This window comes from Myceligenerans halotolerans, from assembly GCF_054782975.1.
In genome coordinates this window covers 65,649-89,929 of the sequence record NZ_BAAGRL010000012.1, presented here as the reverse complement: position 1 = coordinate 89,929, position 24,281 = coordinate 65,649, and the positions used below count along the sequence as shown (strand labels likewise).

Annotated in this window: 18 protein-coding genes and 1 tRNA gene; 7 read left to right on the top strand and 12 right to left on the bottom strand. The window is 71.9% G+C overall.

Going from position 1 to position 24,281, the window contains the following annotated elements; translation table 11 throughout:
• Nucleotides 1–5: 5 nt before the first annotated feature.
• Nucleotides 6–2,741, top strand: a complete 2,736-nt coding sequence (locus tag ACYVK5_RS09565) for a TPM domain-containing protein (protein ID WP_460704219.1) — start codon at nt 6–8, stop codon at nt 2,739–2,741.
• 161 nt (nt 2,742–2,902) lie between these two features.
• Here ACYVK5_RS09565 and ACYVK5_RS09560 read toward each other — a convergent pair whose 3' ends face one another.
• Nucleotides 2,903–3,706: a type 1 glutamine amidotransferase gene (locus ACYVK5_RS09560; protein WP_460704217.1), complete on the bottom strand. Its 804-nt coding sequence runs from the start codon at nt 3,704–3,706 to the stop codon at nt 2,903–2,905.
• 37 nt (nt 3,707–3,743) lie between these two features.
• Between ACYVK5_RS09560 and ACYVK5_RS09555 the strand changes: the two genes are divergently transcribed.
• Nucleotides 3,744–4,328, top strand: coding sequence for an NYN domain-containing protein (locus ACYVK5_RS09555; protein WP_460704215.1), 585 nt, complete (start codon nt 3,744–3,746; stop codon nt 4,326–4,328).
• A gap of 166 nt (nt 4,329–4,494) precedes the next feature.
• Here ACYVK5_RS09555 and ACYVK5_RS09550 read toward each other — a convergent pair whose 3' ends face one another.
• From ACYVK5_RS09550 to ACYVK5_RS09540, 3 genes are all read right to left on the bottom strand, one after another.
• Nucleotides 4,495–5,196, bottom strand: a complete 702-nt coding sequence (locus tag ACYVK5_RS09550) for an HD domain-containing protein (RefSeq protein WP_460704213.1) — start codon at nt 5,194–5,196, stop codon at nt 4,495–4,497.
• A gap of 220 nt (nt 5,197–5,416) precedes the next feature.
• The gene (locus tag ACYVK5_RS09545) at nt 5,417–7,441 is read right to left on the bottom strand and encodes a sensor histidine kinase (RefSeq protein WP_460704211.1); all 2,025 of its coding nucleotides are present in this window, start codon (nt 7,439–7,441) and stop codon (nt 5,417–5,419) included.
• Nucleotides 7,442–7,445: 4 nt separating this feature from the next.
• Nucleotides 7,446–8,171 (bottom strand): response regulator transcription factor, encoded by a 726-nt coding sequence (locus ACYVK5_RS09540; RefSeq protein WP_460704209.1) that lies wholly within the window; start codon nt 8,169–8,171, stop codon nt 7,446–7,448.
• 525 nt (nt 8,172–8,696) lie between these two features.
• On the opposite strand from ACYVK5_RS09540, the gene ACYVK5_RS09535 reads away from it, so the two are divergent.
• On the top strand, nt 8,697–8,981 hold the full coding sequence (locus ACYVK5_RS09535; protein WP_460704207.1) for a WXG100 family type VII secretion target: 285 nt from the start codon (nt 8,697–8,699) through the stop codon (nt 8,979–8,981).
• A 334-nt stretch (nt 8,982–9,315) separates the two neighbouring features.
• On the opposite strand, the gene groL is transcribed toward ACYVK5_RS09535, so the two are convergent.
• The 5 genes from groL to ACYVK5_RS09510 all read right to left on the bottom strand — a co-directional run bounded on the left by groL (nt 9,316) and on the right by ACYVK5_RS09510 (nt 15,019).
• Nucleotides 9,316–10,950 carry a chaperonin GroEL gene (gene groL / locus ACYVK5_RS09530; protein WP_460704205.1) on the bottom strand — a complete coding sequence of 545 codons (1,635 nt, stop codon included), beginning with the start codon at nt 10,948–10,950 and terminating at the stop codon, nt 9,316–9,318.
• 447 nt (nt 10,951–11,397) lie between these two features.
• Nucleotides 11,398–12,999, bottom strand: a complete 1,602-nt coding sequence (locus ACYVK5_RS09525; protein ID WP_460704203.1) for a phytoene desaturase family protein — start codon at nt 12,997–12,999, stop codon at nt 11,398–11,400.
• A 239-nt stretch (nt 13,000–13,238) separates the two neighbouring features.
• Nucleotides 13,239–13,442, bottom strand: a complete 204-nt coding sequence (locus ACYVK5_RS09520; protein ID WP_192861768.1) for a cold-shock protein — start codon at nt 13,440–13,442, stop codon at nt 13,239–13,241.
• A gap of 511 nt (nt 13,443–13,953) precedes the next feature.
• Entirely contained in the window at nt 13,954–14,643 is a 690-nt protein-coding gene (locus tag ACYVK5_RS09515) for a LytR C-terminal domain-containing protein (RefSeq protein WP_460704201.1), read from the bottom strand.
• Between the two features lie 31 nt (nt 14,644–14,674).
• The gene (locus ACYVK5_RS09510) at nt 14,675–15,019 is read right to left on the bottom strand and encodes a DUF3263 domain-containing protein (protein ID WP_460704199.1); all 345 of its coding nucleotides are present in this window, start codon (nt 15,017–15,019) and stop codon (nt 14,675–14,677) included.
• A gap of 170 nt (nt 15,020–15,189) precedes the next feature.
• Between ACYVK5_RS09510 and ACYVK5_RS09505 the strand changes: the two genes are divergently transcribed.
• A complete protein-coding gene (locus ACYVK5_RS09505) occupies nt 15,190–15,891 on the top strand; it encodes a uracil-DNA glycosylase (protein ID WP_460704762.1) in 702 nt (233 codons plus the stop codon).
• 479 nt (nt 15,892–16,370) lie between these two features.
• Nucleotides 16,371–17,159, top strand: coding sequence for an SGNH/GDSL hydrolase family protein (locus tag ACYVK5_RS09500; protein WP_460704197.1), 789 nt, complete (start codon nt 16,371–16,373; stop codon nt 17,157–17,159).
• Nucleotides 17,160–17,283: 124 nt separating this feature from the next.
• On the opposite strand, the gene ACYVK5_RS09495 is transcribed toward ACYVK5_RS09500, so the two are convergent.
• The 3 genes from ACYVK5_RS09495 to ACYVK5_RS09485 form a co-directional block, all read right to left on the bottom strand.
• Nucleotides 17,284–17,359: transfer RNA gene (locus ACYVK5_RS09495), tRNA-Thr, on the bottom strand.
• Nucleotides 17,360–17,496: 137 nt separating this feature from the next.
• Entirely contained in the window at nt 17,497–18,360 is an 864-nt protein-coding gene (locus tag ACYVK5_RS09490; RefSeq protein WP_460704195.1) for a DsbA family protein, read from the bottom strand.
• 298 nt (nt 18,361–18,658) lie between these two features.
• Nucleotides 18,659–20,449 carry a serine/threonine-protein kinase gene (locus tag ACYVK5_RS09485; protein ID WP_460704193.1) on the bottom strand — a complete coding sequence of 597 codons (1,791 nt, stop codon included), beginning with the start codon at nt 20,447–20,449 and terminating at the stop codon, nt 18,659–18,661.
• Nucleotides 20,450–20,643: 194 nt separating this feature from the next.
• On the opposite strand from ACYVK5_RS09485, the gene ACYVK5_RS09480 reads away from it, so the two are divergent.
• Together ACYVK5_RS09480 and ACYVK5_RS09475 are read left to right on the top strand one after the other, a co-directional pair.
• A complete protein-coding gene (locus tag ACYVK5_RS09480) occupies nt 20,644–22,932 on the top strand; it encodes a bifunctional alpha,alpha-trehalose-phosphate synthase (UDP-forming)/trehalose-phosphatase (RefSeq protein WP_460704191.1) in 2,289 nt (762 codons plus the stop codon).
• Nucleotides 22,933–23,103: 171 nt separating this feature from the next.
• On the top strand, nt 23,104–24,213 hold the full coding sequence (locus tag ACYVK5_RS09475; RefSeq protein WP_460704189.1) for an ABC transporter ATP-binding protein: 1,110 nt from the start codon (nt 23,104–23,106) through the stop codon (nt 24,211–24,213).
• Nucleotides 24,214–24,281: the final 68 nt, after the last annotated feature.

The window sequence follows — 24,281 nt, the reverse complement described above, 5'->3', positions numbered from 1 at the left end:
TTGTCGTGACCCAGACCCTCGCCCCTCCCGATCATCCGGCCCCGGATGCGCGCGCCGGGACGACGTCCTCCCGGCGCACCGTCCTCGCGGGCGTCATCGCCGGCGGTGTCCTCATCGGGCTGTTCAGCGCGGCGTTCGCCATCGGCGGTGCGTCGCTGACCGACCACGCCGAGGCCGGCGTCGTGGGCGCCGACCAGGACCAGCCCTCCGAGCCGACCCCCACCGGCACGGCCCTCCTGTCCGCCAAGGCCCAGGCCGCCACGATGCAGGACATCCTGCCGTCAGCCATGCCGATAGTCGTCGACATGCCCGTCACGGACGAGGCGGGAGTGCTCTCCACCGCGGAGTACGAGCGCGTGGCCGAGGCGGTCGCCGCCGTCGAGGCGCAGACGTCGCTGCGGCTCTTCGTGGTGTACCTCGAGACGTTCGACGGCATCCCCCCGGAGGACTGGGCCGACGCGACGGCCACGAAGTCGGGCCTCACACCGGAGGAACTGCTGCTCGCCATCGCGACGGCGGACCACATCCAGGGCCTGTCGGTGGACGTCAACGGGCCGGTGTCGAGCCGGGACCACGCGTCGATCATCGCCGCCTCCCAGCGCGCCGTGGCCGACGGCGACTGGGCCGGCGCCGCGACCGAGGCCGCGGACGCCGCGCTCGAGACGCAGGACTCCGGCGGGTCGCCCTGGTGGACGGTCCTCGCGCTGCTGGGCGTCGTCGCGCTCGGTGCCGCGCTCGCCGCCGGCTGGTGGTACCTGCGCCACCGGCGGCCGGGGGGCGAGCCGGCCCTGTCCGCCGACCCGGAGTCGCAGGACGACCAGGACGGCTGGGACGGCTGGGACGCTCCGGAGGAGCGGGGAACGCCCGTCGCCGTCGGCGGCTCGATCGGGCTGGGCGGAGCGGGCGCGAGGAACGCGCTGGAGACCGGCGATGCGGCGCTGGAGGCCGGCGGTGCGGCGGCCGCGGTTCCCGCCGCGTCCGCGCACGCGTTCGCGACCGCCGCGCCGGCCGCTCCCGCCTGGCCCGCCGCCGGTCCGGCTGTGGCCGCTCCGGCGGTGGCGGGTCCGGGGGTCGGTGGTGGTCCGGGCATCGGTAGTCCGGAGGTCGCGCGTCCTGGCGCTGCCGGCGAACCGGGTGCTGCACGTCCGGGCGCAGCCGGTCCGGGCGTTGGCGATCCGCGCGTTGCCGGTCCAGGCACAGCCCGTCCCGCCGCAGGTGATCCTGCCGCAGGCGATCCCGCTGCGGGCGATCGGGCCGCAGGGGCTCCGGCCGCGGCTTCCTCCGCAGTACCGGCCGCCGCGGGCGCGCCGTCGGACCTGGAGGGCGACAGCCCGGCCGAGGGCAGCCTCGCCGACCCCTCCCGCCCGGGCCACGAGCCGGCCGACCGTTCCCGTACGGACCGCGACGTCCCCGACGACAGCCTGTCCGACGACGAGCTCGCCGCCCGGGTCGACGAGGTGCTCGTCACGCTCGACGACGCGCTGCGCACCTCGGCGCAGGAGCTGGAGCTGGCACGAGGGCAGTCGCACGGCGGAGGCATCCACGACCTCGAGGTCGTCCTCGCCGACGCCGCCGAGCGGGCGCAGGAGGCCTTCGCCCTGCGCGTCGAGCTCCTGTCGGCCGACGAGGCGTCCTCGCGCGACCTCGCGCACCGGGTGCTGGTCGGCTGCGCCGAGGCGTCGGCGCTGCTCGACTCGGGTACGGCACCGCTCGAGGACCTCCGCCGGCTGAAGCCCCGCGCGAACCGGCTCCTCGACGAGACCTGGCAGCGGGCCGGTGAGCTCGACCGGCGGATCGAGCGGGCCCGGGAGGAGCTGTCGGCCCTCTCCGACGAGTTCCCGGCGGACGCCGTGAAGCCGGTGGCCGACAACGCCGAGCTGGCCGACGACCTCGTCGACGACGCGCGGCGGGCGATCGACACGGGCCGTGCCGCGAGCGCGAAGCGGGACCGGGCCTTCGCCGCGGCGGCCGCCCGCAGTGCGCAGAACGCGCTGGGCCAGGCCGAGCGGCTGCTCCGGGAAGCGGAGTCGGCGCGCGCCGACCTGACCGACGCCCTCCCGCGGCTCGACAAGGCGGTCGCGTCGCTCACCCAGGACGTCGCCGACACCGAGCGGATCGCGGGCGGCGACCCGCAGGCCGCGATGGCCCGGACCACGGCCCGGGCCGCGCTCAAGCAGGTGGAGGTCACCCGCGACACGGCCGACCCGTTCGCCCTGCTGGCCCGTATCGCCGCGGCCGAGGCCGCCCTGGACCGCGCGCTGGCGCGGCACCGGGACACCTCGGAGATCGACGCCCGCGCGGCGGCGCTGGTCCGCGACACGCTGAGCCGGCTCGAGGTGCGGCTCCGCCAGGTCGACACGCTGATCACCACCCGTCGGGGCGCCGTCGGACCCGATGCGCGCATGCGCCACTCCGAGGCGGTGCGCCTGACGTCCGCGGCACGCAACGCGCGGGCGCGTGCGGACCGCACCGCCGCGCTGGATCTCGCGCAGCGGGCCGACACGCACGCCTACCAGGCGCTCACGGCCGCCATGCGGGACGCCGCGGCCGGCGACTCGCCCCGGGGCATGCCGCTCGCCGGGATCACCCTCACGCTCGAGGGCCGGCGCGGGCACGGCGCCGGTGCCGGAACCCGGGGCGGCCTGCTGGGCCTGCTCACGCGCTCGCCGCACCACGTGCGGACCGGCGGGATCGGCGGAGGCTTCGGCGGCGGGGGCTTCGGTTCCGGCAGGGCGGTCTGAGCCGCCGCCGAGCAGTCAGGGCACACGGATGTGTGGTCGGTCCGTTGTCCGTGCGGTCGGTCCCTCGAGGTGCCGACCGCACGGACAACGGACCGACCGCTCGACAGGCGGCCGACCGCAGCGATCCCAGGTGACGGTTCGGCGGGGCGCTTCCCGCGCGATCAGTTCCGCGCGTTCGTGGGGTGGATCGCCGCGACGAACGCGTCCGCCAGGCTGTCGCCGAACCGGGCCGCTTCGTCGGCGTGCGCCTGGATGTCGGCGATCACGGCCGCGTCGTCGACGTCGTCCGCCTGGGCCGCCCAGCGGGCCGCGAGGTCCGGGCCGGCCTCGGGGTGGAACTGCACGCCGAGCGCCGAGCCCCAGCGGAACGCCTGGTAGGGGTACATGTCGCTGTAGGCCAGCCACGTGGCGCCGTCGGGCAGCTCGACGACGGCGTCGGCGTGCATGCTCACGGCCCGCGTCACGGCGACGGTGTCCGGACCGGCCGCGTGAGCGCCTTCGGCGTCCCCGCTCCCGGAACCCGACGCGAGCGCGGGGCCGGTGACGGGGTCGGCGAGCGCGGCCTCGCGCCAGGCGATGGCGGCTGCTCCCGCCTCACGTCCCGGAGGCGCTGCCACCTGCACTGATCCCCCGCCCGCGACGGCGAGCAGCTGCCCGCCGAGGCAGATGCCGAGCGTCGGCACGCCGGAGCGCGCGGCGCCGGCGAGGAGGTCGCGGACGGCGGGCAGCCAGGGCGCCTCGTCGTCGGAGTAGGCCGACATCGTCCCGCCGAGCACGACGAGCGCGTCGCCGACGTCGTCCACCGCGGGGATCGCCTCGCCGGCGAACGCGAGCACGAGGCGCACGCCCGGTCCCAGGCGCGCGGCGAAGCGGTCCATGGGGACGTCATGGTCGTTCTGGATCACCGTGATCCGCGGCGCGACGGCCAGGGCCACGGGGCTGTCGGAAAACTCGGAGTCAAGCACGGTCGCTCAACGTACATCCACGACTACGCTGGGGTCCATGTCCGCTCCGTCAGCGCAGGCTCTGCCGCGTCGCACCTACCTCATCGTCGACGGCGAGAACATCGACGCGACCCTCGGGATGAACGTCCTGAACCGCAGGCCTGCCCCGGACGAGCGACCGCGCTGGGACCGCATCTCGGCGTTCGCGCAGAAGGTCTGGTCGCAGGACGTCGTGGCGCTGTTCTTCCTGAACGCCACGTCGGGCCAGATGCCGATGCCGTTCGTCCAGGCCCTGCTCGCCATGGGATACCGGCCGATCCCCCTGGCCGCCCAGGGCTCGGAGAAGGTGGTCGACGTCGGTATCCAGCGGACGCTGGAGGCCCTGCGCGAACGCCCCGGCGACGTGCTGCTGGCCAGCCACGACGGCGACTTCCTGCCGCAGATCGAGGATCTCCTCGACGACGAGGACCGTCGCGTCGGCCTGCTGGGTTTCCGGGAGTTCGTCAACGCGCGCCTCGCCGAGCTCGAGGGCCACGGCCTGCACATGTACGACCTCGAGGGCGATGCCGACGCGTTCACCACGCTCCTGCCACGCGTGCGGATCATCCCGATCGAGGAGTTCGACCCGGTCAAGTACCTGTAATTCCCGGGCAAGTACTGTCACTCCCGGGCCGCCGGGTTCCGTCGTCCTCGGCTCGCACCTCGCCTGCGGGCTCCATCGCTACGCTTCCGGCGGCCAGGGTCGGCGACCCGTGGCCGGGGATCGGCGGCCTCGGGCCCCGCGCCTGTGGCCGGTTCCGTCAGTCACGTCAGTTGCTGTCGGCCTCCAGGGCGGCCTGCTTCTTGCGCAGCCGGTGCAGCTCCGCGTCGAGGTTCTGCCGCGCCGCCTCCTCCCAGGCCGCGCCCATCGGCGAGCAGAACAACGACTCACGCGCCAGGAGCTTGGACACGATCTTGATCCGAGCGGCCAGGTAGTGGCGCAGCGGGATGTGCTCGTACTCGGCACGCACCCGCGCCGTGTACTCCTTGTAGCGCTGCGGCTCGGCCGCGAGCATCGCCAGGTCGGCGTCGTTGAGGACGCACGCGTCGACGTCCGTCACGTCCGGGGCATGCCGCAGCAGCCCGTTGACCAGGTTCGCGACACGATCGGCGAACTTGGCGGGGACGCCCAGCCCGGTCAGCTCGGCGCGCGCCAGTTCCGCACTGGCCGACGTCTGCTCCCCGCCCTTGGAGGCGTACGCCGTCTTGGAGGCGGCGTCGAACACGGCGCCGTGGTACCAGGCGGCCAGCCGGACGACGTCGGGCGAGTGCGTCTCCTCGGCGAGCTCGTCCACCCGGTGCAGGACCGCCCCCAGGTGCCGCAGGTCGTGGAAGTGCCGGTCGGCGCCCGACCAGCGCTCGACCAGGTCCTCCCCGACCCGTTCGATCTCCTCCGTGGGCGCCGTCGCGCCGATCCCGGAAGCGCTCCGGACGAACGAGGAGATGTACCACTCCGGCGCCATGACGCCCATGCGATCAGACCTTCGATTCGGGTACGTGTCTCTGGAGGCCAGGTGTGGGGCTGACCACACCCAGCCTATTACCGCGCGCCCCTGTCCGGCGCACGCTCCGCCCCTGCTCGCCGGTATGACGCCGGCTCCGACCGGTCCCGGCGCGACCGGCCGGAGCTGTGATCGGTCCGTCGTCGAGTGATCGGCAGTTCGAACTGCCGATCACTCGACGACGGACCGATCATCCGCCGGGCAGGGTGACGCGAACCGTCAGGCCGCCGCCGGGCGTCGGGGCGACGTCGATGCGGCCGCCGTGGGCCTCCACGATCGCCGAGACGATCGCCAGGCCGAGCCCGGACCCGCCCGACTCCCGGTTGCGCGACGAGTCCGCGCGGTAGAACCGCTCGAACATCCGCTCTGCGTGCTCGTCGGCGACGCCGGGCCCGTGGTCGCGCACCTCGATGACGGCCTGCCCGTCCGGCCCGTGCCCGACGGCGATCTCGGCCGGAGACCCCGCGGGCGTGTGCCGCGCGACGTTCCCGATGAGGTTCGTGAGCACCTGCCGCAGCCGGTCGTCGTCGCCCTCGACCATCACGGGGCCGACGACGGCGGACGTGGCGGGGTCGGCAGGGCCCGCCGGGTCGGCTGGATCGGCAGGACTCGCGGGATCAGAGGGGCCGGCCGTATCGGTCGGGCCGGCCCGGTCAGTCCGGTGAGCCGGGTCACTTCGGTGGGCGCGACTCTGCCCGGCGCCGTCGTCGGAGGCATCGGAGCCGCTGGCGGCGAGTCGGCCGCTTTCACGCGGAACCCCGCCGCCTCCGCCGTCGTCGGCCGCGGGCAGGCCGACCAGGCGGACCTCGCGCGACGGGTCGAGGGCGTGCAGGTCCTGCGCGCTCTCCCGGGCGAGGACGACGACATCGACCGGCGCGCGGGCGATCGGGCGCCCCTCGTCGAGGCGGGCGAGCACGAGCAGGTCGTTCACCAGCATGCCCATGCGCCGGGCGGCGTCCTCGACACGGCCCATCGTGTCGGCGACGCGCTCTCCGTCGGGACCGTCCGGACCGTCGAGCGCACCCATCCGGTAGAGCTCGCCGTACCCGCGGATGGTCGCGAGCGGGGTGCGGAGCTCGTGCGACGCGTCGGAGACGAACTGCCGCATGCGGGCCTCGGACGCCTCACGCGCGGAGAAGGCGGTCTCGATCTGCGCCAGCATCGTGTTCAGCGACTCGGCCAACGACCCGACCTCGGTGGACGGAGGCGGGCTCGGCACCCGCTGGGACAGGTCGCCGGCGGCGATGGAGGCAGCGGCGGTCTCGATCTCCCGCAGCTGGCGCAGGGAGCGTTCGATCATGATCCAGGCGAGAGCGAACCCGAGAAGCACGATCCCGAGACCGGCGAGGACCAGGATGCGGGAGAGGAGTTCTAGCGCAGCGTCGACCCTGGCGAGGGGGAGCGCCACGAACGCGCTCTGGACCGCGCTGCTGTCCGTCGTGTCCGCGTTCACCAGCGGGTAGACACGCCATCTCGTCGCGGCTTCCGAGCCCTTGATCGCACGGACCGTGAACGGCTCCCCCTTGCGCTCCACCGTCTCGTCATACGTGAGATCTGGTATGTCTGGGATGCCATAGATCTCCACCGCGCGCTCGTCGCGCGGGGTTCGCAAGCTGCCGTCCGCCCACCGGTACTCGATGTAATAGTCACTCGGCAGGGTCGTCGCGGTTCCATAGTTCAGGACGTCCTTGGCAAGGGTCGGCCCCTGCCGTTCCAGTTGTGCGTCCACCTGGCCGACCAGATACTCGCCGACGATCCCGCGCGCCAGGAAGCCCGTGATGATCAGGCCGGCGGCCAGCAGAAAGGCCGTGATCGCCACGAGCCGGGCCCGCAGGGGGACGGCGGCGATCCAGCCGCCGAGACCACCGCCGGGCGCCGGCTCGACGTCCTCCGCGCGTGCCGGCCGGCGGCCGGACGCCGCGGAAGACGCCGCCGTGCCGGACGGAGTCGCGCCGGGCAGAGTCGTGCCGGGCGGAGTCTCGGCACCGGCCTCGGTTCCGGTCATCGTCATGTCGGAGGACGCGTCGAAGGTGATGGGCGACCGCTCGGCGGTCGCGGACGCTCTGTCGGTGACGGGCACCTTGCCGGGAGCGGACGCCTTACCGGTCGTGGGCGAGTTGCCGATCGCGGGCACCTCGTCAGTGGCGGACGCCTCGTCGCCCCGCGGGGTCTCGCCGGGTGGCGCCGCGGCGGACCGGCGGGTGTCGTCGGCCATGGGATCAGGCCGCCGGGCGCAACAGGTACCCGACTCCCCGCTTGGTGTGGATGAGCGCAGGGAGCTCGACCGGCCCACCCGCACCGTCCACGGTCAGGTGGTCGATCTTGCGGCGCAGGTAGGAGATGTAGGACTCGACGATGTTCGCGTCGCCACCCCAGTCGTACTGCCAGACGTGGTCGAGGATCTGCGCCTTGGACAGCACCCGGCCCGCGTTGAGCATGAGGTAGCGCAGCAGCTTGAACTCCGTGGGCGACAGGTCGATCTCGATGCCGGCCCGCCGCACCTCGTGCGAGTCCTCGTCCATCTCGAGGTCGCCGACCTTCAGGATCGCCTCGTCCTCGGGGACCGGGGTACCGGTGCGGCGCAGCACTGCCCGGATCCGCGCGACGACCTCCTCCAGGCTGAAGGGCTTCGTCACGTAGTCGTCGCCGCCGACGGTCAGCCCCTGGATCTTGTCCTGGGTGTCGTCGCGGGCGGTGAGGAAGAGGACGGGGGCGTGCTTGCCCGTGGCGCGCATGCGGCGCGTCACGGTGAAACCGTCCATGTCGGGGAGCATCACGTCCAGCACCACGAGGTCCGGGTCCAGGTCCCGGACGAGCTGGAGCGCGCCGTTGCCGTCCGCCGCGGCATGCACCTCGAAACCCGCGAATCGCAGGGACGTGGCAAGGAGTTCGCGGATGTTGGGCTCGTCGTCGACGACGACGAGCCGCGCCTCTGGTGTCGCCATGAATTCAGTGTGCGGCGCGAGTCTGACACTTTCCTGAGAGCGCCGTGAATGTTCGGCACCCGTCGCGGGCGGTGTGTGGGGCGGAGGCTGACGCGGCGAGCGGCGCGGCAAGTGGGAAGCCTGCTCGACGGACTACTACGACGCCAACCCGCAGGTTCGACACCGACCACAGGGCGCGAGTCATCCACAGGCCGCCGGCCCGTCGGAGCGGGCAGGCAAAGCAAGACCTAGCGTGCTGCACGGGCCGCCCGAGCTCGAGAGCTGCCGGCCCGGCGCAGCGATTCACCGTCCCTGGATCGGCGGGAAGGCCTGTCGGCCGAGGATCGGGGACGGATCGCCGGACCGCGGCAGTTCGGCCGGGCCGGAGCAGGCAGATCCGCCGGATCGCGGAACTGCAATGCAGATCCGTCGACCCGCAGATCGGGAGGCGGATACGTCGGACCGAGGATCGGACGGGTCAGGACGGCTCGGATCAGGTGTACGCACGACGACGGCGGTCCCGGTGACCGCGGAAGTGGGGGAACCATGCAGTACCAGGTGGACAGCGAGCAGATGAACGCGGCGAGCGGAGCCGTGGCCGCGTCGGTGACGGCCGTGCGGGCCGAGGTCGAGGGAATGATGCGGAATCTCGATGCATTACAGGGCACGTGGACCGGCGGCGCCGCGACGGCGTTCTCAGGCACCGTCACGCAGTGGCGGGCCGCCCAGTCCCAGGTGGAGTCGGCCCTGGACGCGATCCAGGTGGCGCTGGCCCAGGCGGCCCGGACCTACACGGACGCGGAACTCGCCGCGACCCGCCTGTTCGGCTGACTGTGAGCTGAGTGGGGCGGGCTCACGATCCCGCGCGGTCGGGCGCTCTGCGCATGGTCGGGGGAGGTCCGTGTGGTCGGGCGATCACTTGCCCGACCACGCGGAAACCCCCCCCCGACCAGCATCCGCCCGGCCAGAGCGGACCGCCCAGGCGGGTGTGGTGCGCCGGCGGCTTCTCACCCGGTCGGTCCTTTCGTGGGCGATCGGCAGTTCGAACTCCCTGTCCTGTCTCGGGACATCGTGCACGGTGGTGTCTCCGCCGCCCAGGCCGGACGCGGCGGAGGCCGCCTCCCTCGCGGGGAGACGGCCTCCGTCGAACGCGGGTGGCGTGGACTCAGAAGCCCATGCCGCCCATGTCGCCCATACCGCCGTCGCCGGCCGGAGCGCCCGAGGCCTTCTCCGGCTTGTCGGCCACGACGGCCTCGGTGGTGAGGAACAGCGCGGCGATCGACGCGGCGTTCTGCAGCGCGGAGCGCGTGACCTTGACCGGGTCGTTCACGCCGGCGGCGAGCAGGTCCTCGTACACGCCGGTCGCGGCGTTCAGGCCCATGCCGGGCTCCAGCCCGCGCACCTTCTCCGCCACGACGCCGCCCTCGAGGCCGGCGTTCACGGCGATCTGCTTGAGCGGGGCGTCGATCGCGGCACGCACGATCTGCGCACCGGTGGCCTCGTCACCCTCGAGGTCCAGCTTCTCGAACGCGATGGCGCCGGCCTGGATCAGGGCCACGCCACCACCGGCGACGATGCCCTCCTCGACGGCGGCCTTCGCGTTGCGGACGGCGTCCTCGATGCGGTGCTTGCGCTCCTTGAGCTCCACCTCGGTGGCCGCACCGGCCTTGATGACGGCCACGCCGCCGGCCAGCTTGGCGAGGCGCTCCTGCAGCTTCTCGCGGTCGTAGTCGGAGTCCGACTTCTCGATCTCGCTGCGGATCTGGTTCACGCGGCCCGAGATGAGCTCGGCGTCGCCCGAACCCTCGACGATGGTGGTCTCGTCCTTGGTGACGACCACCTTGCGGGCGGTGCCCAGCATGTCGAGCGTGGCGTTCTCCAGCTTGAGACCGACGGTCTCGGAGATGACCTGACCACCCGTGAGGATGGCGATGTCCTGGAGCATGGCCTTGCGGCGGTCGCCGAAGCCCGGGGCCTTGACGGCGACGGACTTGAAGGTGCCGCGGATCTTGTTCAGCACCAGGGTCGCCAGGGCCTCGCCCTCGACGTCCTCGGCGATGATGAGCAGGGCGCGACCCTGCTTCATGACCTGGTCCAGGACGGGGAGCATGTCCTTGACGTTCGAGATCTTCGACTCGACGATCAGGACGTACGGGTCCTCGAGCACGGCCTCCTGGCGCTCGGGGTCCGTCTCGAAGTAGCGCGCGAGGAAGCCCTTGTCGAAGCGCATGCCCTCGGTGAGCTCGAGCTCGAGGCCGAAGGTGTTCGACTCCTCGACGGTGATGACGCCTTCCTTGCCCACCTTGTCGAGGGCCTCGGCGATGAGCTCGCCGATGGCGGGGTCACCGGCCGAGATGGCGGCCGTGGAGGCGATCTGCTCCTTGGTCTCGACCTCGGTGGCCGAGTTGAGCAGCTGCTCGGTGACCGCCTCGGTGGCCTTCTCGATGCCGCGCTTGACGGCGATCGGGTTGGCACCGGCGGCGACGACGCGCAGGCCTTCCTTCACGAGCGCCTGGGCGAGCACGGTGGCAGTGGTGGTGCCGTCACCCGCGACGTCGTCGGTCTTCTTGGCGACCTCCTTGACGAGCTCGGCACCGATCCGCTCGAACGGGTCCTCGAGCTCGATCTCCTTCGCGATGGAGACGCCGTCGTTCGTGATGGTGGGGGCGCCCCACTTCTTGTCGAGCACGACGTTGCGGCCCTTGGGGCCGAGCGTCACCTTGACAGTGTCGGCGAGCTGGTTGAGCCCGCGTTCCATGCTCCGACGAGCTTCCTCGTCGAAGGCAATCATCTTGGCCATGGGGATGGATCCTCCGCTGGTGGCTTTCGTGAACCGGCTCGGCGCCCGCGACGGACGGCCGCTCCCTGGACGATCACGTCTCGCCCAGGGGAACAGACCTCACCTACCGGCCCTTCTGTCACTCTCAGCACGAGAGTGCTAAGACATTATTGGCACTCTCCCCCCGAGAGTGCAAGCAGACTCGCTCCCGCCACAGCCACGCCTGCCACAGCCTGGCCCGATCCCCGCCACACCCAACCCGCCGCCACACCCAACCCGCCGCCGCTCCCATCGCCCGCCGAGCTGACATCGATACCGAGCCTCACCCCGGCCCGAGCGGCCGAGCGGCCGAGCGGCCGAGCACGACGCGAAACACACTGACGACGCGACGACCACGCCATTGCGTGTGGTGGTTGCGCAACCACCACACACGATGGCGTGGTCGTCACCGTGCTGCCGACGACATGGTCAGGTCGACGGCGGCGACAGATCCGGCGGGCGGCGGATCTCGAACTCACGGAGCAGGGCGCGACGGGCGGCGTGCCAGCCCGACATCCCGTGCACCCCCGGTCCGGGAGGAGTCGCCGCCGAGCACAGGTACATGCCCTCGGCCCCGGTCGAGTACGGGTCCCAGCGCGTCCCCACCGGGCCGGGCGCTGCGAGCATCCTCGGCATGGTGGCCACCCCGGCTCCGATGTCGCCGCCCACGTAGTTCGCGTTGTGCGCGGGCATCCACGCGGCCGGCACACAGCGCGCGGCCACGACGACGTCGCGGAACCCCGGCGCGAACCGCTCGACCTGCCGGATGACGTCCTCGGTGACATCGCGCTCTGACCCCGCGGGCACGTGGGCGTAGGCCCACAGGGGGCGCAGGCCGCCGATCTCGCGCGCCGGGTCGGTCACCGTCGGGTCGCTGAGCAGGCAGACCGGGTGTGCGGCATGGCGGCCGGCGGCGACGGTGGCTTCCGCCTCGGCCATCTGCTTGCGGGTCCCGCCGAGGTGCACGGTCGCCGCGCGTCCGACGTCGGGCACGGACCACGGCACGGGACCGCTCAGCACGAAGTCGACCTTGGCAGCCCCGCCCCCGAACCGATAGCGCCGCAACGCGGCGCCGGATCGCGGCGGCATGCGATCGCCGAAGACTTTCCCGACGACGCCGGGCGCCGTGTCGAACAGGTACGTGCGGGCGGGCGGGAGGTCGGCCCGGGTGCGGACGGGACGCGAGGCCTCGATCTCGCCGCCGTGCGCGAGGAGGTCCGCGACCAGCGCGTCGACGATCGCCCCCGACCCGCCGACCGGCAGCGCCCAGCCGAGCGGGCCGTGTGCGAGAGCGCCGAGGAGGAGCGCGGTACCGGCGCCGGCGAGCGACGGCAGCGGCGTCATGACATGCGCGGCGACGCCGGTGAGGAGCGCCGGGGCGACGTCGCCGGTGAACCGGCGGTTCCAGAGGCCGGTCCCCTGCTCGATCAGCGCAGGCCCGAAGGCGAGCGCGGCCCGTAGCGCGCCAGCGGCCTCTCGGCCGAGGCCGTGTGCGGCCAGGGGTGTGACAAGGCCGCGCTTGTCGCCCATGGCCAGGGCCGTCACCGACGGCCACCGGTCGACCAGCGGGCCGACGAGCGCGCGCCAGGCGGCGCCGTCGGCCCCGAGGGCTGCGACCGTCCGGTCGAGGTCGCGGAACACGAGTCCGGCACGCGGATCACCTGATCCACCGGCCGGGTCGAGCGGCTGGGCGTAGGAGATCTCGGGCGTGCGGAGCTCGATCCGGTCCGCCAGGCCGAACGCCCGGAAGAACGGCGACGCCCACGCCATCGGGTGCACCGCGGAACACAGGTCGAAGCGCAGGTCCGCGCCCGTCGTACGGTCCGAGCCCAGCAGAGGCAGGGACGTGCCGGACGGCTCCGGCGCCGGCGCCGACTCGGCCAGGTCCGCACCGCTGAGCGTGCGCGCACCGCCGCCGATCGAGGACTGCTCCTCGAGCACTCGGACGCCGAGCCCGGCGCGGGCGAGCGTGACGGCGGCAGCGAGCCCGTTGGGCCCGGAGCCGACGACGACGGCATCCAGCACGGTCATGACCTCATCGAACCACGGGCCGGTGCTGCGGGTGGCTTCCGGGCGGCGCCCGTGAGCAGCGGTCCGGTGAGTCGACGACACCTCGACAGGGCACCGTCGCGCTCGCACGCGAAGAGGCCCCGACCTCATGGGTCGGAGCCTGGGACGAATGACGGGACGGGCGGCGAGCGGGTCGGGGCCGCACGCCGTCCCGTCGATCGGAGAGACCGGCCAGGGGGAAACCGGTCCGGGGACTCAGATCAGAGCGGGCGGACCATCTCTGCCTGCGGGCCCTTCTGACCCTGCCCCACTTCGTACTCGACCGCCTGTCCCTCGTCGAGGGTGCGGTAACCGTCCACCTGAATCGCGCTGTAGTGGACGAACAGGTCCTGCCCGCCGGAGGTCGGGGTGATAAAGCCGTACCCCTTCTCTGCGTTGAACCACTTGACGGTGCCCTGGGCCATGCACTTCTCCTTGCATCTCGCACGGGCCACTCGGTTCGACCCGTGGTGATTCGAGGCTAGTGCTCCAAGTCACACTATGGAAGGGGTAAATCGCTATTTGACGGATTCTGCGCTGGGCGAACGCGCAGGTCAGGGGGTCGGCGTCACACGACGACGGCCATCAACACCCGGAGTTGCGTATGTCGACGACCCACAGTGGGCGAATTTCTGCAACCATCCGGAACGTTTCGACGACCATTGGATTCGACCAATAAATCCAAGCCGCGCCAACGATGTAATGCCGCACCGCGTGCAATGCACGACTGCGCAACCTCGTCACCTATCCGACGCCGAACCGTAGGGACACGCTGACAATGCCGAGAATTGCAGGCGTGTCCGGCGGCCGGGCGATAGTGACCGCTGGGCTCCACTGTTCGATGCCTGGACGATGCCGCGGAAGCCGAAGCGCCCGCCCCGAGGAACGGGACGGGCGCGTCGGCCGGTGCTGCTTCACATCAGTCGCCGGACCGGCTCAACCTTCCGGCGGAGTCACCACGATGACCCAGACGCCCTCTGTCGGGTGGGCAGCCACGTCAGCCGACTCCTGAACGTTGGCGCCGGAGATACCCAGCGCCTCCGCGACCGCGGAAGCCGTATCGGCCCGGTCTCCGCCGTACAACACGGTGTTCGCGGTGACCGACCCAGCTGCCGGCCCATTCGCGGCACCCGCATCGAGCGGGTGGATCTCACCGGTGAATCCTTCCGCCTGAAGATTCGTTGCTGTCGTACCCGCCATACCTGGGCCGGCACCGTCGTTGTACACGCCGATGACCACGGCCATGTCCGCGAGCGCGGGGTCGCCGGGCAACCCGCCGCCACCGCCTTCCCCGTCGGACGGCTCGCCGCTCGGCTCGCCGCCGCCTTCACCGTCCTCACCCCCGTCCTGACCGCCGCCTTCACCCTCAGCGTCGCCACTGGGGCTTGCAGACGGGCCGGGCGAGACGCTGGCGGTCGGCTCCGCTGCCGAGTTGCCGTCGTTCCCCCCGCCGGACAGGAGGGTGATGCCGCCCCATGCGACGCCGGCGCAGACCAGCGCGACCAGCATGAACGGCCAGGCCGAACTCCAGCCGCTGCGCGGCGCGCGATGCACGCCAACAGGTGCGCCGCCAGGCACGGCGACGTCGAACTCGTCGGGCGGGTAGCGGTACGTGCTGTTGGTCACGGCGGACAGGGTAGCCCAGACTGCTGGGCGCTCAAGGCTTCTCGTCCGCGAGCCGCCGTGCCGATCGCGCACGCCGGCGCGTCGAACGCACCCGGCGCAATCGCTTGACCAGCATCGGGTCATGGGCGAGCGCCGCAGGTGTGTCGATCAACGCATTCAACACCTGGTAATACCGCGTCGAGGTCACGCCGAACAGTTCGCGGGCCGCTTCCTCCTTGGCCCCGGCGAACCTCCACCACTTGCGTTCGAACGCGAGGATCTCGCGCTCGAGGTCGGAAAGCTCACCCGCTGCCTCGTCCGACGACGGTTCCGCGACGACCGCGCCCGTGGGCTCGACGTCGACTGCATCCAGGGACTCGACCAGCATCTCGCTCATGTGGGCCACACTACGACCACCGTCTGACACCCCCCGGTCCGGCCTGCGAGGTCTGCGAGGCCCTGCCGACGCTCATCAACAGTCGGCCGACACAAGGCGCTGTCCTGCTGATTGCCGATGGACCTGCACTTTGTCGGTGTCCCCGAGTAGTGTCCCGACGCGTGGAGACCATGACGCCCGATACCGACGAAGCCCCAGCCCGCAAGCCGCTGTCGCAGGTCATCTCGCCCGATTGGGCGGAGGCGCTGTCCAGTGTCGAGTCGCGCATCCATGAGATGGGTGACTTCCTGCGCGCCGAGAACGCGGCCGGACGCGGCTACTTCCCGCCCGGCCCGAACGTGCTCGCCGCGTTCCAGCGGCCGCTGGCCGACGTCAAGGTGCTCATCGTCGGCCAGGACCCCTACCCGCGGCCGGGCCACGCGATGGGCCTGTCGTTCTCGGTCCAGCCGGACGTGCGCCCGCTGCCGCCGTCGCTGCTGAACATGTACAAGGAGCTGGAGACCGACCTCGGCGTCCCGAGGCCGTCCAACGGCGATCTGCGCCCCTGGGCCGACCAGGGCGTCATGCTCCTCAACAGGGTGCTGACCTGCCAGCCGGGCAAGTCGGACTCGCATGCCGGCAAGGGCTGGGAGGAAGTCACCGAGGCCGCGATCAAGGCTCTCGCCGCGCGAGGCGGCCCGCTGGTCGTGGTGCTTTGGGGCGCGAAGGCGCGCAGTCTCAAGAAGTTCCTCGGCGAGGTCCCGGTCGTGGAGAGCGCCCATCCTTCGCCGCTGTCGGCACGCAACGGCTTCTTCGGTTCCAAGCCGTACTCCCGCGTCAATGCGCTCCTGGAGGAACAGGGCACGACGCCGATCGACTGGCACCTGCCGTAGGCCCATCGCGCCGCCCGCGGCGGGCTCCCGGGTTCGTCCGGGCGGAACGCCAGGTCGCCGCGGGCGGCGTCCTTCGCCACGGGCCGAAGTCAATGGCGGCTCGCGGTTGCCCGACGCCTCCCGTGGCGCGTCTCACCCTCGGTTACCTGGTACTGGACTACACAGAACCTGGAGTCCCAGGAAGAATGTGCGACGTGAGCGCGACTTCTTCCCAGGATCCCGAAGCTTCGCCCGACTCGGTGCCTGCAACGGCACCGTCCGACCCCACGACGTCGGCCGACCCGGCGTCCGCCGCGTTGTCGGCCCGTCCGACACAGTCGTCAACCGGTCCAGAGGCGTCGACAACCCGCCCGGCAGCGCCACCCGTCCGTCCCGCATCGACCAGCCTGGCGCCGTCGCCGGCCCACCCGGCAGCGTCGCCCGCCCCGTCGGCACCGTCGGCACCGTCGAGCAGCGGCACGGCCACCACGCGGGACGACGTGCCCCCGCGCTGGACGCGCTACGTCGCCATCGGCGACTCGTTCAGCGAAGGACTGTGGGACCCGTACCCCGGCCTGGAGGACACGCAGCGCGGCTGGGCCGACCGCCTCGCGACGTCGCTGAGCGATCGGCGCACCGCGGCCGGCGAGCCGGTGATCGCGTACGCCAACCTCGCGATCCGCGGGCGGCTGCTGCGCCCGATCATCGCCGAGCAGCTCGACGCCGCGCTCGGCATGAAACCCGATCTGGTGTCTCTCATCGGTGGCGGCAACGACATCCTGCGGCCCGGCGTGGACCTGGAGACCATCTGCTCAGCGCTCGAGGACGCCGTCGCGAGGATCCGCGCCACCGGCGCCGACGTTCTCATGGGCACCGGCTTCAAGGCGGGCGGCACGCTGGCGTGGACCAACAGCCGGGTCGGCGTCTACAACGCGAACGTCTGGTCGATCGCGCGCCGCCACAACGCCCATGTGCTCGACCTGTGGGGCATCCGCTCGCTCTTCGACCTGCGCATGTGGTCCGGGGACCGGATCCACCTCCTGCCGGAGGGGCACGAGCGCGTCAAGAACGCCGCGCTCGTGGGGCTCGGCCTGATGCCCGACGACGCCGCCTGGGACGAGCCCCTCCCCCCGGCGCCGCGGCAGACCCTTGCCGAGACCACGAGAGGGAACGCGGTCTGGGCCAGGGAACATGTCGGCCCGTGGGTGAAGCGCCGCGTGACCGGCAGGTCGTCCGGCGACGGCCGCACCGCGAAGTGGCCGACGGCGGAACCCTGGCCGCGCCCGTGAGCTGCCGACGAACCAGGAGGTTGGTTACGCCTCGAGGGCCTGAGGCGTAACCAACCTCCTGCTCCGCCACCCACGCGACGCCGACAACAGACAGCGGCGCGGAATCCTTGAGATTCCGGGCCGTTGGAGCCGCCTGTCGGGTTCGAACCGACGACCTTTCGCTTACAAGGCGAGCGCTCTACCAGCTGAGCTAAGGCGGCGATGCCAGGGCCATGGGTGGCCCGAGCGGAGTACAGCCTAATGCACACCGCAACCTCGTGAGCGGGACGGCCGCCGAGGCGCACAAGGCGTCTCGGCAGCCGTCCCGCTCCACATCTCGAGGTCGGTCAGGCCCGGATCACTCGTCCGCGCTGTCCCCGGACTCTTCCTCGTCGGCGGACCCGTCGCCGGAATCGCCGGCCGAGTCCCCGCCGGTGACCGCCGTCATCAGCGAGCCCGGCGTCCCCCAGTCCTCGAACCGCTCGCCGTCGAGGATGACGGTCGGGGTTCCGAACTGGCCCGTCTGCGGGTTGGCCAGTTCCTCCGCCGACGTCGCCTGGTCGGTCGATGCCGTCACCCAGTCGCGGTAGCTCGCCATGGCCTGACCGTCCGCGATGCCCTGCGCGACATCGGCCGGGACGCCTGCCTGCTCGGCGAAGGCGGCGAGCTGCTCGTCGCTCAGGCCGGGCGAGTTCTCGGCGGGCTGGTTCGCGAACAGCAGGTCGTGGTACTCCATGAACGACTCGGGCGCCTGGTCGGCCACCCACGCGACGGACGATGCCGCGCGCGTCGAGTACTCGGTGCCGTTGGACAGGCGGTCCAGGATCGCCACCGGGTGCACCACGAAGGAAACCTCGCCGGCCTCGCGCATCGCGGCGATGTCCGCGCCGTTCAGCGCCTCGAACTGGCCGCACACCGGGCACATGAAGTCGACGTAGACGTCGAGCTGCGTCGCGCCCTCGACGACGGACCCCGCCGTGCCCGACTCGTCCACCGGGATGCCCGTCTCGTCCACGACGCCGGCCGGGACGCTGTCCGCCCGCTCCATCGGCGTCTTCTGGGACTCCGCGAAGATCAGCCAGATCGCGACGCCCAGACCGGCGATGAACAGTCCGAGAATGCTCAGGATCGCGATCCGGACGATCCGCTCGCGCCCCTGCGCCTTCTTCTGCATCGCGAGAGCCTCGGCGCGGGCGGCCTCACGCCGCTGTGCCTTGGTCATGTTCGACATCGAGTCCTTCTCCTCGGTGCACGGCCCACCGGCCAGCAGTTTTCCGGCGCCACGGTGGCAGCGCCGCCCGGCAGTCTCTCGCCGGCGCACCACAGCCTATCCACTGCGTCCTGGGAGCGACCTGGGCATCACATCACTATTCCGTGACGGTCGTTGTACACCCCCGTCGTGCGTCCCCGATTCCTCGCGCACGACGGCGGTCCCCGGGTCACGCCCGTTCAACGGGCCCGGCTGTGACAGACGACCGAACGAGGCAATCACAGGCCGCGCGCGGGCCGCCCGGCCACGATCACCGCACGTCGGGCCGCTCCGTGAGCGGCCACCAGTCGATCACCAGCGGATCGCCCACGATCGCCGCCGCACCGAGCCCGACCACCCCCAGCGAGAACACGACCAGGATCCCCGCGCCGACCCATCCCGGCGCCACCGTGGCCAGCAGCGGCCTGCTGCCCTCGCGCGTGAGCTGCGCCACCGGCCCCCACCAGGTGAGCAACATCGTGACGAGCATGGCCAGGGCCAGCACCCACGTGTCGACGATCGGGTCGTTCGTCCCGCCCACCGCGCGGGACGCGAGATCGTCGAGCGGCAGCACGATCACCCGCCCCGGCGCGAACAGCCAGAACCCGCCGAGGGCCACGATCGCCCCCACCGCGCACGCGATCAGCAGCGCCGGCAGCACCCCGAAGACGGAGCGCACCAGGTACCAGGGCATCAGCAGCACCGCACGCCCCTTCCCGCCCGACGCGGCCCCGCGGCGCATCCGCCAGTTCCAGAGCTCGTTCAGCGCGGCGCCCGACGCCCGGCACAGCACGCACAGCACCACGAACACCGCGAGCGCCCATCCGGGCCGGGTCGCGGCGAGCGCGACGAGGGCGCCGCCCACGGCGGTGACGGTGCCGGTCCGTGCGGGATACCGGGTCATCCGGCCGACGACGCCCGCGGGCGCCGGCCTCGGCCGAACCTCCTGCGTGGCGACCTGGCCGCCGGAGCCCGGGCTTCCCGCGCTCGGCGGCGTGGTGCCCGGTGCTCCTCCGACGGGGTGGCTCCGCACCGAGCGCCCTTGGCCGGACGGTCCGGCGGGGGCGACCACCGCGGTGACGGGCTCGGCCTTCGGCGCGACCGGTTCCACGACCGCCGTCGGGCCGGCCATCACCTGGGTTCGTCGCTGGCCGACGTCGTCGGCCGAGGCTCCTGGGTCGGCGGCACGTGCCGCCGCGATGAACGCGTCCGACGCGGCCCGCAGCGACCGTGCGACCTCCGTGGGGCCCCAGCGCTCGACGGGCGTGGGCCGCAGCGCCGCGGCGAGCGCCCGGGAGGTGCGCGGTTCGAGCCCGGCGAGGTCGGCGGCGCCTTCCCGGGAGCGTCGCAGCACGAGCTCGAGCGGCCGGACGCCGAACGGTGAGCGGCCGGTCGCCGCGAAGGCGAGCACGGCGGCCCAGCTCCACCAGTCCGTGTGGGGGGCGGGTTCGCCGCCGTCGAGCAGCTCGGGGGCGAGGTATCCCGGTGTGCCCATGACGAAGCCGGTGCGGGTGGCGCGCGCGTCGCCGCGGGCGTGCGCGAGGCCGAAGTCGATGAGCACGGGGCCGGCTGCGGAGATGAGCACGTTGGACGGCGTCAGGTCGCGGTGCACGACGCCTGCCGCGTGCACGGCTTCGAGGGCATCGGCGAGCTGGTCGGCGAGTTCGTACAGGTCGCGGGGGTCGAGCGGGCCGCGCTCGTCGACCTCTTCCTCGAGGGTGGGGCCTTCGACGAGTTCGGTGACGATGAACGCGTCGGTCCCGTCGAGCTCGACGTCGATGACGCTCGCCACCGCCGGGTGCTTCAGCCGTTGCAGCGCCCTGGCCTCGCGGCGGAGCCGATCGCGCGCGCCGGCTTCGTCCCGTCCGGGGGTGAGCAGCTTGAGTGCGACGGCGTTGCCGCCGTCGTCGGTCGCGCGGTAGACGGTGCCCATGGCGCCGCTGCCGATCCGGCCGGTCACCGTGTACCCGCCGACGACGGAGCCGGCGGCACGCTCACGGACGGAGACGGCGCCCGCGTCCGTCCGCTGTTCGGTGCCTTCGACGGCCCCCTCTGCTCCCATGGACCAAACGCTAGCGGGCGAACCTGGCCATCGCCCGGCAACTCACCCGTATTCACCCTCCTGACCAGCAACGGAACACCGGTTTCGTCCGAAATGAGGTGATGGACGTTACTGCGCGACCTTCCCGGGTCTCGCTACCCTGAACGAGGCAAGTACGAGTCAACGCAGTCAATGACAGATTGAGGTGCAGATCGTTGCCAGGCAAAGACGGATACGACCTCGTCGTGGTGGCCAACCGCCTCCCCGTCGACTTCTCGGTGAGTCCCACCGGGGACCTGACCTGGCAACGTTCACCGGGTGGGCTCGTCACAGCCCTGGAGCCGGTGATGCGGCAGGAGAACGGCGCCTGGGTCGGCTGGTCCGGCGCGCCCGACCTCGCCCACGAGCCGTTCGACGCCGACGGCGTCCGTCTGGTGCCGGTCACGCTGAGCGCCGACGAGATCGAGCGCTACTACGAGGGCTTCTCCAACGACACGTTGTGGCCCCTGTATCACGACGTCATCGCGCCGCCGACGTACCACCGGCAGTGGTGGGACGCGTACCGGCGCGTCAATCAGCGGTTCGCCGACGCCGCCGCCGAGCAGGCCGCGGCGGACGCGACGGTCTGGGTGCACGACTACCAGCTGCAGCTGGTCCCGCGCATGCTCCGGGACCTGCGCCCGGACCTGCGCATCGGGTTCTTCGACCACATCCCGTTCCCGCCGGTGGAGCTGTTCGGGCAGCTGCCGTGGCGCCGGCAGATCGTGGACGGGCTGCTGGGGGCAGACGTCATCGGGTTCCAGCGCAACGGCGACGCCGCGAACTTCGTGCGGGCGGTCCGCCGGCTCACCGACTACACGACGCGCGGGCCGGTCATCACGATGCCCGACGCCGAGGGCAGGCCCGGCCGGCACGTCCGCGCGCAGTCGTTCCCGATCTCCATCGACTCGCGCCGCTTCGACGAGCTCGCCCGCACGCCCGAGGTGCAGAACCGGGCCAAGGAGATCCGTGCCGACCTCGGCAACCCGGAGATCGTGTACCTGGGCGTCGACCGTCTCGACTACACCAAGGGCATCCGTCACCGCATCAAGTCCTACGGCGAGCTGCTCGAGGACGGCCGGCTGGACGTCACGCGGGCCACGTTCGTCCAGGTGGCCAGCCCGAGCCGGGAGAACGTCGGCGCCTATCAGGACCTGCGCGAACACGTCGAGATCCTCGTGGGCCGCATCAACGGCGAGTTCGGCGAGCTCGGTCACTCCGCCATCCACTACCTGCACCACAACTACCCGCCCGAGGAGATGGCCGCGCTCTACCTCGCGGCGGACGTCATGCTCGTGACCGCGCTGCGCGACGGCATGAACCTCGTGGCGAAGGAGTACGTCGCCGCCCGGAGCGACGAGCGCGGCGTGCTCGTGCTGTCGGAGTTCACCGGCGCGGCGGACGAGCTGTCGCCGGGACCGCTGCTGATCAACCCGCACGACATCGACGGGATGAAGGACATCATCGTCGCGGCCTCGGCTATGGACCCGAAGGAACAGCGTCGCCGGATGCGCCGGCTGCGCCGCAAGATCATGACCGACGACGTCGCCAAGTGGTCGGAGTCCTTCCTCTCCGTGCTCTACGCCGTGCAGCCGCCGGTCTCGGCCGAGCCGCGCAACATGGAACCGACGGGGACCCTCGCCGACTCGGTCCGGGCCTTCACCGCGCAGCCCGCCGTCCGCCGTCGTCGGAGGAACGCGAAGCCACCCGTCGCCTGGCTCGTCGCCTGCGACTTCGACGGCACCCTCTCCCAGCTCGTCGACGACCCGAAGGCGAGCAGGATGACGCCGGCCGCCCGCACGGCCGTGGACCGGATCGCGGGCCTGGCCGACGACATGCCCGTTCGGTTCGCGCTCGTCTCCGGGCGCGACCTGGAGGACCTGGCGGAGGTGACCGAGGCGCCCCCCGGCACGTTCCTTGTCGGCTCGCACGGCGCCGAGACGGGCCGGGCCACGGACGACGGCATCCAGTCGGTTCCGCTCCAGCTCTCCCCCGCCCAGCACACCCAGCTCGACACGCTGATCGCCGGGTTCGAGTCCGCCGCCGCGGACCGTGAGGGCGTGTGGGTGCAGACCAAGCCGGGGGCCGCCGTCATCCACACGCGCCTGGCCGGGGCCGACGACGCCGCCGCCGTGATGATGGCGGCCGACGAGGTCGCCGCGAACCTCGGGCTGCCGCCCATGCACGGCAAGGACGTGGTCGAGGTGTCCGTGGTGTCGACGTCCAAGGGTGAGGCGTTGCGGCAGCTGCGCGACGTCGTCGCCGACGAGACCGGGGCGCAGACCGTCCGGATCTTCTACTCCGGCGACGACACGACGGACGAGCACGCCTTCGCCGCGCTGGAGGCCGGAGACCTCGCGGTCAAGGTCGGCACGGGTGACACCCTGGCCCAGCACCGGTTGCCGGACGCGGACACGCTCGCCGTCGTCCTGGAGCGGATTGCCGATGAGCTGACCGGCTCGTGACCACTGTCGGGCGCCATCACCTGGCCTCTTGACCAGCGGATAGTGAACTGCCTCCCTGACGGGGTACTATCACGCTGCAATCTGTGTCACCGCCGACACGCAAGTGGAAGCAACGACACCCGACACAACGGATCGTCCGGCACGTACCTGCCGGTGGAGGGAAGTCTCACCATGGCTACGGTCACCTTCGACAAGGCGACGCGCGTCTACCCGGGCACGGAGAAGCCCGCGGTCGATCAGCTCGACCTGCATGTGGAGGACGGCGAATTCCTCGTCCTCGTCGGCCCTTCGGGCTGCGGTAAGTCCACGTCGCTGCGCATGCTCGCCGGCCTCGAGGACGTCAACGGCGGTGCCATCATGATCGGTGACCGTGACGTCACCGACGTGCAGCCCAAGGACCGCGACATCGCGATGGTCTTCCAGAACTACGCCCTGTACCCGCACATGTCCGTGGCGGACAACATGGGCTTCGCGCTCAAGATCGCGGGCACGCCGAAGGCCGAGATCCGCCAGCGGGTCGAGGAGGCGGCGAAGATCCTCGACCTCACCGAGTACCTCGACCGCAAGCCGAAGGCGCTGTCCGGTGGTCAGCGCCAGCGTGTCGCCATGGGCCGCGCCATCGTGCGCCAGCCGCAGGTGTTCCTCATGGACGAGCCGCTGTCGAACCTGGACGCCAAGCTGCGTGTGCAGACCCGTACGCAGATCGCCTCGCTCCAGCGCCGGCTCGGCGTCACCACGGTGTACGTCACGCACGACCAGACCGAGGCGCTCACCATGGGTGACCGCATCGCGGTGCTGGCGGGCGGCATCCTGCAGCAGGTCGGCACCCCGCGCGAGATGTACGACAAGCCGAACAACGTGTTCGTCGCGGGCTTCATCGGCTCGCCGGCCATGAACATCGGCACGTTCGACGTCACGGACGGCAAGGCTCAGGTGGGCGGCGCGTCGCTCGCACTGGAGCGCGCGGTCGCCGACGGCATCACGGCGGCCGACGGCGGCCGGGTGACCCTGGGCTTCCGCCCCGAGTCGCTCAGCGTGGTCTCCTCGGGCAGCGAGGGCGCCTTCGAGGTCGACGTCACCCTGGTCGAGGAGCTCGGCTCCGACGCGTTCGTCTACGGCTCGCTGAAGAACGGCGGCGACCTGCACGCCGGCGACAGCAACCAGGTGATCGTGCGTATCGACCCCCGCAACGTGCCGGACAAGGGCGACACGATCTCGGTCACGATCAAGCCGGACCAGACCCACGCGTTCTCCGCCTCGACGGGCGAGCGCCTGGGCTGAGCCCTTCCCTGATCACGACGCCGAGGCAGTAGGTCCCCGACGGGACTTGCTGCCTCGGCGCGTCTCTG

Coding starts and splice junctions, on each gene's coding strand:
- ACYVK5_RS09510 (WP_460704199.1), bottom strand. CDS start 15,019: ATGAGCGAGATGCTGGTCGAGTCCCTGGATGCAGTCGACGTCGAGCCC.
- ACYVK5_RS09540 (WP_460704209.1), bottom strand. CDS start 8,171: ATGGCGACACCAGAGGCGCGGCTCGTCGTCGTCGACGACGAGCCCAAC.
- groL (WP_460704205.1), bottom strand. CDS start 10,950: ATGGCCAAGATGATTGCCTTCGACGAGGAAGCTCGTCGGAGCATGGAA.
- ACYVK5_RS09545 (WP_460704211.1), bottom strand. CDS start 7,441: ATGGCCGACGACACCCGCCGGTCCGCCGCGGCGCCACCCGGCGAGACC.
- ACYVK5_RS09555 (WP_460704215.1), top strand. CDS start 3,744: ATGTCCGCTCCGTCAGCGCAGGCTCTGCCGCGTCGCACCTACCTCATC.
- ACYVK5_RS09505 (WP_460704762.1), top strand. CDS start 15,190: ATGACGCCCGATACCGACGAAGCCCCAGCCCGCAAGCCGCTGTCGCAG.
- ACYVK5_RS09485 (WP_460704193.1), bottom strand. CDS start 20,449: ATGGGAGCAGAGGGGGCCGTCGAAGGCACCGAACAGCGGACGGACGCG.
- ACYVK5_RS09520 (WP_192861768.1), bottom strand. CDS start 13,442: ATGGCCCAGGGCACCGTCAAGTGGTTCAACGCAGAGAAGGGGTACGGC.
- ACYVK5_RS09475 (WP_460704189.1), top strand. CDS start 23,104: ATGGCTACGGTCACCTTCGACAAGGCGACGCGCGTCTACCCGGGCACG.
- ACYVK5_RS09525 (WP_460704203.1), bottom strand. CDS start 12,999: ATGACCGTGCTGGATGCCGTCGTCGTCGGCTCCGGGCCCAACGGGCTC.
- ACYVK5_RS09490 (WP_460704195.1), bottom strand. CDS start 18,360: ATGACCAAGGCACAGCGGCGTGAGGCCGCCCGCGCCGAGGCTCTCGCG.
- ACYVK5_RS09550 (WP_460704213.1), bottom strand. CDS start 5,196: ATGGGCGTCATGGCGCCGGAGTGGTACATCTCCTCGTTCGTCCGGAGC.
- ACYVK5_RS09535 (WP_460704207.1), top strand. CDS start 8,697: ATGCAGTACCAGGTGGACAGCGAGCAGATGAACGCGGCGAGCGGAGCC.